The sequence below is a fragment of the Phaeodactylibacter xiamenensis genome (assembly GCF_965229835.1).
GTDB lineage: Bacteria > Bacteroidota > Bacteroidia > Chitinophagales > Saprospiraceae > Phaeodactylibacter > Phaeodactylibacter xiamenensis.
On sequence record NZ_OZ245931.1, the window covers coordinates 6,069,006 to 6,080,667 of the forward strand.

11 protein-coding genes are annotated in these 11,662 nt (G+C 55.8%); 1 reads left to right on the top strand and 10 read right to left on the bottom strand.

All coding sequences use genetic code 11. The features are described 5' to 3' along the window. Positions 1-14: 14 nt before the first annotated feature. The 4 genes from ACO08I_RS23095 to ACO08I_RS23110 all read right to left on the bottom strand — a co-directional run bounded on the left by ACO08I_RS23095 (position 15) and on the right by ACO08I_RS23110 (position 3,232). Positions 15-1,535 carry a PLP-dependent aminotransferase family protein gene (locus tag ACO08I_RS23095; RefSeq protein WP_421947240.1) on the bottom strand — a complete coding sequence of 507 codons (1,521 nt, stop codon included), beginning with the start codon at positions 1,533-1,535 and terminating at the stop codon, positions 15-17. A 31-nt stretch (positions 1,536-1,566) separates the two neighbouring features. After that, positions 1,567-1,704: a hypothetical protein gene (locus tag ACO08I_RS23100; RefSeq protein WP_421947241.1), complete on the bottom strand. Its 138-nt coding sequence runs from the start codon at positions 1,702-1,704 to the stop codon at positions 1,567-1,569. A 57-nt stretch (positions 1,705-1,761) separates the two neighbouring features. After that, a complete protein-coding gene (locus tag ACO08I_RS23105) occupies positions 1,762-2,595 on the bottom strand; it encodes a DUF6597 domain-containing transcriptional factor (RefSeq protein ID WP_421947242.1) in 834 nt (277 codons plus the stop codon). 145 nt (positions 2,596-2,740) lie between these two features. Beyond that, a complete protein-coding gene (locus ACO08I_RS23110) occupies positions 2,741-3,232 on the bottom strand; it encodes an META domain-containing protein (RefSeq protein WP_282774930.1) in 492 nt (163 codons plus the stop codon). A gap of 107 nt (positions 3,233-3,339) precedes the next feature. Here ACO08I_RS23110 and ACO08I_RS23115 point away from each other — a divergent pair, with 107 nt between their 5' ends. Then, positions 3,340-4,242: a DMT family transporter gene (locus tag ACO08I_RS23115; protein ID WP_282774928.1), complete on the top strand. Its 903-nt coding sequence runs from the start codon at positions 3,340-3,342 to the stop codon at positions 4,240-4,242. On the opposite strand, the gene ACO08I_RS23120 is transcribed toward ACO08I_RS23115, so the two are convergent. The 6 genes from ACO08I_RS23120 to ACO08I_RS23145 form a co-directional block, all read right to left on the bottom strand. After that, positions 4,239-4,631, bottom strand: coding sequence for a VOC family protein (locus tag ACO08I_RS23120; protein WP_282774926.1), 393 nt, complete (start codon positions 4,629-4,631; stop codon positions 4,239-4,241). The genes ACO08I_RS23115 and ACO08I_RS23120 overlap by 4 nt on opposite strands. Positions 4,632-4,745: 114 nt before the next feature. Continuing rightward, positions 4,746-7,220 carry a tail fiber domain-containing protein gene (locus ACO08I_RS23125; RefSeq protein WP_421947243.1) on the bottom strand — a complete coding sequence of 825 codons (2,475 nt, stop codon included), beginning with the start codon at positions 7,218-7,220 and terminating at the stop codon, positions 4,746-4,748. 26 nt (positions 7,221-7,246) lie between these two features. Beyond that, positions 7,247-7,756 carry a T9SS type A sorting domain-containing protein gene (locus ACO08I_RS23130; protein ID WP_421947244.1) on the bottom strand — a complete coding sequence of 170 codons (510 nt, stop codon included), beginning with the start codon at positions 7,754-7,756 and terminating at the stop codon, positions 7,247-7,249. Between the two features lie 20 nt (positions 7,757-7,776). Continuing rightward, positions 7,777-9,960 carry a gliding motility-associated C-terminal domain-containing protein gene (locus ACO08I_RS23135; RefSeq protein WP_421947245.1) on the bottom strand — a complete coding sequence of 728 codons (2,184 nt, stop codon included), beginning with the start codon at positions 9,958-9,960 and terminating at the stop codon, positions 7,777-7,779. A gap of 137 nt (positions 9,961-10,097) precedes the next feature. Continuing rightward, the gene (locus ACO08I_RS23140; RefSeq protein WP_421947246.1) at positions 10,098-10,964 is read right to left on the bottom strand and encodes a hypothetical protein; all 867 of its coding nucleotides are present in this window, start codon (positions 10,962-10,964) and stop codon (positions 10,098-10,100) included. A gap of 26 nt (positions 10,965-10,990) precedes the next feature. Then, on the bottom strand, positions 10,991-11,566 hold the full coding sequence (locus tag ACO08I_RS23145) for a hypothetical protein (protein ID WP_421947247.1): 576 nt from the start codon (positions 11,564-11,566) through the stop codon (positions 10,991-10,993). Positions 11,567-11,662 lie beyond the last annotated feature (96 nt).

Sequence of the window (11,662 nt, forward strand, 5' to 3'; positions counted from 1 at the left end):
CTTTTGCGTAAAGGTTAAGGATTTTGTACAAATATTCGTGGTTTTGAAGCCTGCATTTCCAACATACTGCTTCTCAGGATTTGGAAGGCACGGGAGATTTCATCTGTATTCAATGCGGCGAAGCCCAGACGGCAGGCATTCCAGTCGGTACCTGGTGGATTGTAAATTTTGCCGTCAGAAATCAGCAGCCCTTTTTCGCGGCAGCGTGCGGCAATTTCCGGGAGGGGAAATTGGGGTTTGAACCGGGCCCATACTGCCATACCGCCTTCCGGTACCTGGAAATCGACTGCAAAATTAAGCTCTTCCTGCAGTAGTTTGCAAAGATGGTCGCGGCGCTGCCGGTAAGCATGGAGCGCCTTTTTACCATAGCGGCGCATAGTGCCCAGCTCGATCAGCCGGGCAATGGCTCGCTCCTGAATGGGGTCCCCGGGATCGCCAATGAGCTGCCGGACCTGCATCAACCGCTGTATCAGGTCATCCGGGGCAAGGATGAACCCCGCCCGTGCTGCCGGGAATAACTTCTTGGAGTAGGAGCCGATGTAAATCACATACCCCTCGCAATCCGCACTCGCAATAGGTAGCAGGGGCTTATGCTGGTAATGGTAATCATAGTCGTAGTCGTCCTCCAAAATGGCGAAGTGGTGTTGCCGGGCCAGTTCCAGCAGTTGTACCCGCCGCTCCGGAGATAGGGCTACGGTAGTCGGCCAGTAGTGGTGGGAAGGCACATAGACCAGCCGTATGGCTTCCCGCTCGAGCCGTTGGCTCAGGGCATCTGTATCAAGGCCCTTCTCATCTACCGGGATGCGCAGCAGGCGGGCGCCGGCTTTCCGGAAGGCCTGATTGGCGATTTCATAACTGCTCTCCCCAACCACCACGGTATCACCGGGCTTAAGGAGCGTATGCGACAGCAGGAAGATGGCCTGCGTAGCGCCCCGGGTCAGGATCATCTGATTGGGTTGGACATTCAGCCCCCGGTATTGATTGAGCAATGGCGTATAAATTTCCCGCAGCCTGCGGTCGCCGAGGGGGGAAACCTGCTCCAGCAGCCGCCCCAGCCTCGGGCTTTGCAGAACGGAAGCATACTCCCGGGCGTACTCCTGCAGTGGGGCCAGCCGGGGATCCGATGAGCCGTCATCAAAAGCCAAAGGTGCCCGCGGGGATTGCTGATACTCCAGCTCGGGCAGTGCCGGCTCGTACAGCGCAAAACCGGTCGTTTCCGGGTAGCAGCAGGCCATACCCAGGTCCCCGTTGACCGACCGGGGCGTGACCACCGGTAGGTCTTTATTGATATACCACCCGCTGCGGTTCCGGCTGTAAATCCAGCCTTCTGCTTCCAGCTCACTAAGGGCGGCTACCACCGTATTCCGGTTGACTGCCAGGTGGCTGGCTATGGTGCGGGTGCCGGGCAGCTTAAAACCGGGTTTGAGAATGCCGCGCTTGATCAGCCGGGCCAGATTGTTGGACAACTGTATGTACAGCGCTACTTCCGAGTGGCGGTCCAGCGTGATTTCATTGAAAAATGGGTAATTCGGCATAGCTTACAGTTGAATCGGTTTGTTGATGGCTTTATCGCCTACCGTTGCTCAGGTAGGCGTCCAGCAGGAGCTCCGACTGTGCCTGATCGGTTTTGGTACCGAAGTACATGGTGCCCAGGCAGATGGGGCTGACTTTGAGGCTGCTGTTTCCGAGTGGTCGTAATTCCATAGGTGTTTTTGATGGCAAAACTATAATCTCTTGTGCCTGCCCGATAGTAAAAAAGCGTCAGGACCGGCTGATCCGGGCCATTTCGTTCTGTTGCTGAAAGTCCCGGTCGGCTACAGCGGTTGGGGTGATGCCCAGGTGCGCCTTGAAGTCTTTGATAAAGTGCATCTGATCGAAGTAGCCGTATTGAAAGTAGTTGCCGGGCTGCACTTCCCGAATTACGCTGTCCTTGTATAGCGCCTTGAACCGGATGAGCCGGGCAAATTGCTTGGGGGTAATTCCGGTGTATTGCTTGAAATAGCGTTGCAGCTGACGAATACTGCGGTGGTGCTGCCGGGCCAGCTCCTGAATGGGTATTTGTCCTTGTTCCTGCAATTGAGCCTCAATACAACGCTGCACGATCGCCAGCCCATCCGGCATCTGTATGCATTGTAAAGGCAGGGTACCTTGCAGATGGTCCAGGATTTCGGCAGCGGTGTGCAGAGCCTTAAGCTGCGTTTCCAGCTGTTGCAGCCATGGAATCCTGAGTTGTGATATGGGAAGGTTTTGCTGTGCCGCTTCGGCAGCCACTTTGGGAAAAAGCCGGTAAAACCCGGCAGGCTTAAGCTTGAGGCCCACAATATGCACCGGGCTGACCCGCGTGACCAACTGCGTCTGGGTTTGCAAGCCCACCAGGCAGGATTCCGTAACCCGTTGGCTGACTTCCGGTTGATGAAGGGCCACTTTACGGTACCCGCCCTGATAGACAAAGATGACTTCCGGGCATCCATCCGGGATCAGCAAATCAGGTACCGTTTGCCGGTCTTCGGCGCTGCTGCGCATGACCCAGCAGGACTTCAGCACTTCGCTCAAGGGGGCAGGAGCGGTTGCCGGATCGAATTGGAGCTTTTGCATGGGGTTGGGTGCGTTATTTGACCCTTTAACAATCAAAAACTTCCTTTCGGTTGGCGGAAAACCCAATTTTCAGGACTGGACCACCTCAACGTACAAATCTGGCTGGTCTGATTAGCTCAGAACAGGCACAAACTGATCTGCAAGACTATCGGGCCAGCTCCATTTTGATGATCGGATTGCCCTCGCCTTTATTCAGCGTAAGGCTCAGCCCGTCTTTGCTCAGGGTATAGTGGTTGACCTGTTGGAGTGCTTTGGTCAGTATGGCGTTGATATCCCCGTTTTCCGGGCAGGCACGCCGGGTAAAGGCAACCCTGGAGAAGCTGATCGTGCCGTGGTCCCCTACATCATAGCCGCCCATCAGGTTGTTGCAGCCATCACTGCCGCTCAGACGGAAGCCCTCTGCCTCCCCGGTAAGCCGCAGGAAAGGCGTAACGGCCAGGCGGAGCTTCCGCACATCCTGACCTGAAACTTCTGTAATATCCCATTTGCGGTTGACCAGGGAAGGGCGTTGTTTGGGCGCCATGGTGGTTTCGGATTTGGCAGTGGCAGTGCTAGTGGGTGCAGTGGTTTTGGAAGTACTGTTGCAGGCGGCCACCAGGGCCAGCCCGGCGACGAGGATAAAGTATTGGCTTTTCATAGGTAGGTTTTTAAACATAACGCAAATGGGCGATGATATCTTATGCCAGTCCGGCAGGTGGGCTGCAAAGCCGGTAAATTTTCCCACCTTTGCACAAAATTCCGAGCATGCTGAAAGCCATCCAACACGCTGACCCCAAACGCCTGTCTTTGCTGGCCATCCTGTTGCTGTGTTTCATCTGGGGCACTACGCACATCGCGGTGAAGTATGCCATTCAGACCATTCCGGTCTTCTTCATGGCGGGTATCCGGGAGCTGATGGCCAGCCTGATCTTCCTCGGGTTGTCGCTGGGACTGGAAAAACCGAAGGCAATAGACTGGAAAGAGGTACTGCGGCAGGGGCTCTTCGGGCTGGGCTTTTTTGCTTTTGCCCGAGGTCTGATGGTGCTGGGTTTGGACTATGCGCCGGCCGGACTGGTCGCGCTGGTATTTTCCCTGATCCCGGTGTACGTGCTATTCATCAATCTGCTGATGGGGCAGGGGCGCATGAACCGCCGTATCGTCACGGGGCTCTTGCTGGGGGCTCTGGGCATGTTCCTGGTCTTCCGGGAAAGCCTGTTCAATCTGGAAGGCACGGATGCGCTCATTGGTATGGGCATTGCCCTGGGCGGAGCAGTTTGCTGGGCAGGCACGAGCGTGCTGTTGTCCGATGGGCGGGACGGTGATCTGCCCGCCATGTTCCGGTCGGCCGTACAGCTGTTCTTCGGTGCTATGGGGCTGTTGCTGATCAGCGGGGTTTTGCTGGAGCCCGTGGACTTTGCTGCCATCTCCAATACCTCCATGCTGGGGGTGGCTTATCTCGTGCTATTTGGTTCCATCGCCGGTTTCGGGAGTTACGTTTACGCCATACGGCACCTGCCGGTAGCTCAGGTCACGCTTTATGCCTACATCAACCCATTTGTCGCCCTCTTTTTCGGCTGGCTATTGCTGGACGAGTTGCTAACCCTGGAGCTTCTGCTGAGCTTTGGGGTGACGCTGGCTGGGGTGTGGTTATTGAGTCGGGGGCGCTAAATTTTCCGTTCAATCAATTCCCATCGGTTGCCATATAAGTCCTGAAAAATAGCGCCGGTGCCAAATGCTTCCTGCCGGGGCGTTTCCTCAAAGTGGACGCCTGCTGCCCGGTATTGCTCATAGTCCCGTTGGATGTCATCAGTGTGAAGAAATAAGAAGACCCGCCCACCGCCTTGTTTACCAATGTACTGTGCCTGTTCCTCGTCTTTGGCTTTCGCCAACAGCAGGGAGCATTCCGGCTGTCCCGGCGGGGCAACGGCCACCCATCGCTTGCTGGGGGAGCGCGGTGTATCTTCCAGCAGGGTGAAGCCCATTTTCTGCACGAAAAATTCGATGGCTTCGTCGTAGTCGCGGACCAGCAGGGCAATGCGGGCGAGGTGTTGCTTCATGTTTTTGCGGAAAGTTAGAGGTTTTAGCTCAAACCTTTGAGCGGAGAAAAGCGGAAAAGGGCTCCGGCCTAACCGGAGCCCAGGTAATCAGGGGGATGAAATCAGAGACAAAGGTTAATCTTTCAGCACTTGCTTTTCCAAACGTTCCAGACGAGCTTCCAGACTTTGGATCTGTTCCTGTTGGCGGACAATAATGGCTTGTTGCTCCTGCAGCGCTTTGAGGGCAATTACGGACAGCTGATTGTAATCGACCAACAGAGTTGGGTCTTCCTCTGTGTTACGGGAAGGGGTCTCGGAAACGAGGCCCGGGAAGATCACCTGTAGCTCCTGAGCGAGCAAGCCAATGTAATCTTTACCTTCCTGCCCACGGTATTGGTAGGTTTTAGGGGCAAGCTGTTGTACCTTAGCTAAGACCGCCGGGAGGTCTCTGATACCGGTCTTTAGGCGGGCATCAGAAGTCGCCGTGTAGTTGCCCGAAACCGCATCAAATTGTCCGCGGGGAGCATTATCTGCGTAGAGCAGCAGGTTGCCACTCCCACCTACATAAAACTCCCAGTTGCTGTCGTTATTGGTACCATTCATTAGCAGCATACCGAAGGCTCCACCTGTTGCGGATGTGTTTTGAACAATCCGTACGGGGTAGGTTCGGGTGGTATTGATGCCTGGTTCCGTGCCAATATTGAGCTGGCGGGTCCGCATTTCAATAATACCCTGTCCATACCCATTGGCATCGCTTTGGATGATGCGGCCCCGGTTAAAAGCATTACCGGAGCCTATGGAGAGCTTGGTAGTCGGATTGCCCACCTGAATTCCTCCACCACTATTGGACCCTACTGTGATGGCGGGCACTGCCCAGCCAGAATTCAAATTGGTGCCTACTACCAGTTCTTCGTCCGGATTGGTGTTGCCGAGCCCAACTCTTCCGGTGTTATAATAAATCTGATTCCCATTCTGCGACCACACGCTGCCCAGCCCGGACAGATCAACGTTGCCGCCACCTCCACTCAGACTTAAAGTGCTGCCGGATAGGCTGAGGGCTTGAAGTTCGTTCGTTGGACTGGCATCTCCGTCAATTACGTCATCCCCATCTGCGATATCTGGCGGGATGCCGCTGAGTGTGGCCCAGGTTTCGATTTCGTTGGTGGGGTCTGAGTCCGCATCGTTGACCTCGTCGGTGAAGCTTCCTCCGCCGTTGCTGAGGGTCACGGTGTTGCCTGTTTTGGAGATGACCTGAATTTCGTTTGTGGGGTCCGCATCGGCATCCGTGCCGCCTGCGGGCAGGGTGACGGTACTTCCGCCGGAGATGCTGAGCTGATTGGTAGCAGGGTTGAAGGAAATGTCCTGAATTTCGTTAAACGGGTTGGGGTCGGCATCATCCACGTCATCCCCATCGGCGATATCTGGCGGGATGCCGCTGAGTGTAGCCCAGGTTTCGATTTCGTTGGTGGGGTCTGAGTCCGCATCGTTGACCTCGTCGGTGAAGCTTCCGCCGCCGTTGCTGAGGGTCACGGTGTTGCCTGTTTTGGAGATGACCTGAATTTCGTTTGTGGGGTCTGCATCGGCATCCGTGCCACCTGTGGGCAGGGTGACGGTACTTCCGCCGGAGATGCTGAGCTGATTGGTAGCAGGGTTGAAGGAGATGTCCTGAATCTCGTTAAACGGGTTGGGGTCGGCATCATCCACGTCATCCCCATCGGCGATATCTGGCGGGATGCCGCTGAGTGTGGCCCAGGTTTCGATTTCGTTTGTGGGGTCTGAGTCCGCATCGTTGACCTCGTCGGTGAAGCTTCCTCCGCCGTTGCTGAGGGTCACGGTGTTGCCTGTTTTGGAGATGACCTGAATTTCGTTTGTGGGGTCTGCATCGGCATCCGTACCACCTGTGGGCAGGGTGACGGTACTTCCGCCGGAGATGCTGAGCTGATTGGTAGCAGGGTTGAAGGAGATGTCCTGTAGCTCATTCATAGGGTCCGCATCGGCATCTTCCACGCCGTCCATGAGTGGGCTTAGGTCTATCGTATTCCCGTTTTCAATGGAAAGGTTGGTGCCATTCAGGCTGAGGTGCTGAGCATCTGTACCGGTAGGGAAATTCAGCGTAACGGTATTTCCATTCGTGAGAGTCAGGGTTTGCGTGGCTGGGTTATAGATTAGGTTTTGCAGCTCATCGGTAGGGTCCCCGCCACCACCGTTGCCAGCTGCTCCGGCGTAAATAGCGTAAGGTACGGAGAGCAACTGAGAGGTGCCCAGGTTCATATAATTGGTCCCTCCATCGGGGTCAATGTCTACTTTGAGGTAATAGGGATGGTTGGCCCAGTCGGCATCAGCAAAGGTCCCTGAGATGGGAAGCCCACCGCCAATTTCAAGGTCAAAGACTCCAAGTGGGGAGGTGGTGACTACGTGGCGCTCGGCATAGTCGATCAGTCCGGAGACCCCATCGCGCACCAGGCTGATGCGGACGCCAAGGTTAACACTTGTGTAGGGCTGGCCGGAAGCATCTCTGGCAACCGCCTGGAATTTGAATTTTTGAGGACTCTGCCCAAGCAATGGCAAAGCAAGGGCCAAAATGGCCCCAAGGACTAAATACGGTTTCATGACTTTAAGGTTTTGGTGTGGAAAATCTATCTTCTGACCTTTAGGATGCGGAAGGTGCTTTGCTGTCCGTCCCGGTTGCGTAACTGCAGGAAGTAAGCGCCGGGCGGCAGACCCGTCAGGTCCAGCTGCTGCCCTTTTTGGAAGTGGGGATCCCGAAGAAGCTCCTGCCCGGTGGCGGCCATTAGCCTGGCCTGAACGGGGGCGTCAGCAGCCCAATCGGCCTGTATATGGCTGGCTGTGGGATTTGGGAACACCCGCACTGTCCAGTCCCGGTAAGTTTCTTCCCGGGTTTCCACCACCAACTCATAATACATCTGATGGAAGCCCTCGGAAAGGGAAATCCCATTCTGAAAGCGAGACACGGCGACCTCTCCAACCGTCCAGTGCAGGTCGCCGAACAAGAGGTTGGTGTAATAATCCCCGGCATTGCCAAATACAGCGCGTGGCATATCCTGGGCCGGAGCGGGTGGGTTGTACCCGATCAGCAAAGCCACAAATGCCACCGCTGATACGAATTGTTGAATAACTGACATCATCTTGAAAGTTTTTAATTGGATTATCGCAATAGCAGGACTTCGCCGGAGGTCTCCCGGACTTGCCCGTGCTCGAATTCTATTTGCCCATGGTAGAGGTAAAGCCCGGGCGGTAATGGTGCGCCATCGCGGCTGCCATCCCAGCGCAGTTGTGGTGCACCGGGCAGTGCAGGGCCGCCCTCAAACAGTTGCCCGCCCCAGCGGTCATAAATGTCCCAGCGCAATACCCGGACGACATTAGAGCCGAAGCCCGGCTCGAAATAATCGTTGTTCCCGTCCCCATTGGGCGAGAAAGCCGTGGGCAGGTATAGCCGGTAGCGGCTGGCTACGGCCAATGTGGTGTCCAGTGTGGCGGTACAGCCTTCCTGTGTAGTGGCGCGTACCCTGAACCGCCCACTCGTCAAAGCGGTAAATTGGGTGGACGGGCAAGAGGCACAGCTAAACCGACCCGGACCGGACCACTCGAATTGTGTATTGGCATCAGCCGCTGAAGCATTCAAAAAAAGGGTGTCGCCTGCGTTGAGCAGCCCGTTAGCCCAACCCGACCAGGAAAGGCTGATTTCCTGAGGTGCCTCCAGATAAATGGGCACCTCCGCGCTACAGCCGGCGGCATCTTGCACTTCTGTTACGTAGTCGCCGGGAGCAAGTCCTTCAAAGTGATTACTAGACTGCCAGTCCCCTCCGTTAAGCCGGTAGGCATAGGGTGGGGTGCCGCTTTCCACCCAGGGAATATGCAACTGTCCGTCCTGGTCATCCGGGCAGTCCGGAGGAATAGCCGAAACATCAAAGAGCAGCTGATCGCTGATTACGGTGGCGCTTGCTTCGTACGGGCACCCCTGACTGTCGGTGAAGGATACGGTATAGGTCCCTCCTGTTGTTACGATGGTCGTAACGGCAGTTGCCCCATTGCTCCATACATAATCGTTGTACCCGCCGGGTGCAGAAAGGGTAGTGGCCGCACCTGTGCAAATCTGCAAAGCCCCTGTTATGGCAAAGGTGTCGGGAGCCGCCACCTCAATATCGTAGGTGACGAGGCTGTCGCACCCTGCCATGGTTTCATACTGTAGGGTCAGCAGGGTATCGGTAGTCCAGGCCATGCCCAGAAAGGCCTCTCCGTAGCATAAATGCTGGGTGAACCACTGCTCATAAACCGGATGGACAAACAAGAAGGCGTGGACCAGGCTGTCGCACCCACTTCCACCGGGCAGGGTAATGCTGTGGTTGCCCGGCTCGTAGAGTGGTGTTTGGCCGATGTATGCTGTATCACCTTGGCAGATGACCGGCGTCTGGTAAACCTCCACGGGCTGTTGTTCCAGCAGGCTCACTGTATTGGACAGGCTTGCACAGCCTGCGCCAGAGAGGGCGACCGGGCTGTTAGCTCCTAATATTCGGTACTGAACGCCTTCAAGTGGGGGATCAATAGTCAGCGTAGGGGCGGTAGCGCCGTCAACATCTACCCATGTGCTCCCGCCGTCAAAGCTCTGTTGCCATTGCCAGGCTGGACTGGAAAACAGGGTGTCTGCTCCGTTTAGGGTGAGGGTGGTTGCCTGCCCGTTGCAGAAGTGCACCGTATCTGGTAGTTCCAGTATCGGCTGACAGTATTGCAGCTGTAGATTGTCCATCCCAAATGGTGTGCCGGCCGCAATTATCCGGACCGTGCTCAAGGGCGTGCCGGCAGGGATATCGAATGCCGCCTGATGTGCTTCCCAATTGCCGTTGGAGGGCAATGGGCCAGAGTTGTACACCTCCGTACTGTCAATGAAAAAGCTAATGGTTGCTCCGTTTTCTATGCAGGTATCGCTGCTCAGGTTGATCAGGTCGGCGGCGAGGGTATACCTGCCTTCCCCGCACCATTCGACTCCTTGTTCGATCACCGCTACCGGATCTGCCCCGGCATAGGCCGCCAGGAAGTAGCCCTCTTCTTCATTGCTGTTGCCCTGAGCGGTTATCCAGCAAGGAGGGCTGCCGGGCAGTGCAGTGGTGTTCATCAGGCTGTAAGTACCGGGCAGCCATGGCCCTGTGCTTTGGTAGCTCAGTAACGAAGACAGGAATGGATCGTCCGTTTGTACAGGCTCCTGCCCGGCACCAAAGCCATCATAGGTTAGGAGGTCGATCGAAAGCGTGCCCTCGCATACGGGTTGGGCCAATAGGCTGATCGGATGGAGCAAACACAGGGTGAACAGTAGTTTAAGGGATAAAGATGACATGGGTCTTAGGTGTTTGATTCATTTGGCGGTCCCTGAAGTGCACAGTACGGACCGGGCTGGAACGGTTCATTGGTTTCAGCCAATCCTTTCTGAGCAGAGATGCCGTTGTTGATCAGGTCTGTTGGAATAGACTTTCTTTACCTGAGCCGGCAGGGGCCAGACTCCGGCGACAGCTGGTCTACCGTTAGCTCCTGATAGCCCGCCTGAATCTGCCCGCTGATCAGGTTATGGTCGGTAAAAGGCACACCGGGTTCCAAATTAACAGGCAACTGCCCGGGGGCTGCATATTCGTATAAATCCTGAGCCAGGCGGAAGTTGGCATAAAACCGGTTGCCATCGGTCCGGTAGATGCCATAGCCGCGCCTGACTTGCGGGTTGCTCACACCACTGACGTAAGTGTCTTGTTGCCGGAAAATAGAGCCAGGCACGGCAAATTCATAGGGCACGCTCCGGTGCATGAGTTCTATGGCATTATCCTCATCCGTTGCCGCTTGTACATTGATGGTTGGGCAGTCGTAATTAGCCTCTGCCTGTGGCGGGTCCTGTGGGTTGAGGTCGTGTCCCATACAGACGCAGACCATTTTCGGAGTGGCAAAAGCACCCACGAGCCCCATACTGGGCATGATCAGGGTAGACCGCTCGTCCAGTCCCTGAGGGAAAGGGCTTGCCGGGCCTCCGGGCATTTGCAGGCGCAACTCATCTGAGGCGTAGGTATAGCTGCCGTTGAAGGCATAGTTTTGGTGGGCATCAGTGGTAAAGAGCACCTGTAAGGTGTTGTCTGTTGCAAACAGGAAGTACCAGCTGAGCTGTGAGCCAAGTCGCCCGCAGTAGTAAATGGCACCGAATGGTTGATTGGGGGTGAAGGGGAAGGCCGCGTCAATGGTTTCTTCCAGTATCGGTTCATTGGGAGCGTTGTTGCCGTTGCCGCCACCGGGTTCAGTCTCTTGCTTGTTGCAGGACGCCCATAGTAAAGGCAGGATAAGCATCAAAAGTAACTTTCTCATTGTTGATCGGGTTTTGGTTGAATAGATTAAAAACTGCTGTAAGACCAGTCTTCGCCCATGATGTAGAAGCCCTCGCTGCTGCTGCCACTACCGGTGCCGGTGTAGAAGTTGCGGTAGAAGGTATTGCCCTTGCCCTGGTTATAGCCAGAGGCGTTGCGCTGTACCTGCTGTGCCAGCACGGTCAGATTGCCCAGGGAGGGGCCGCCTTCCAGCCCTACATTGCCATAGGCGTCGAGCCAGTAGCGGCCGGGCGTAATCGGCCCCGTGAGCTGTTCCCACTGTACCCGCTCACTTTGCGGGATTTGCCGGCCATTGATGAAGATATGCGTCTGCCCCCGGGAAACATTGGCCCGCATTTGCCCGCCCAGTGCAAGGCCAGCCATCATGCCGCCACGTGCCGGGCCGCCTTCCATGCCCCATAGCCCGCAGTAGGGATCGTACCAGTACCGCCCGGGCTGTATTTTTACCTGATAGTAAGCTTCGAGTTGCTGCACTGTTTGGGGGGCGAGTGCCTGCCCGTTGACCACTACGGTTTGCTGTGCCTGAATGGTGCTTGCCGCACCAAGTGCCAGACAAAAAATAAATGGAATTAGCGCTTTCATACGATTGTGAGTTTGTTGTTGGGGGCAAGTTGCAGAGATTCACAGGGCCCTGCTTTGCGCTATGTCCCAAATGTTTTGCGCTATGTGTCTTTTGGG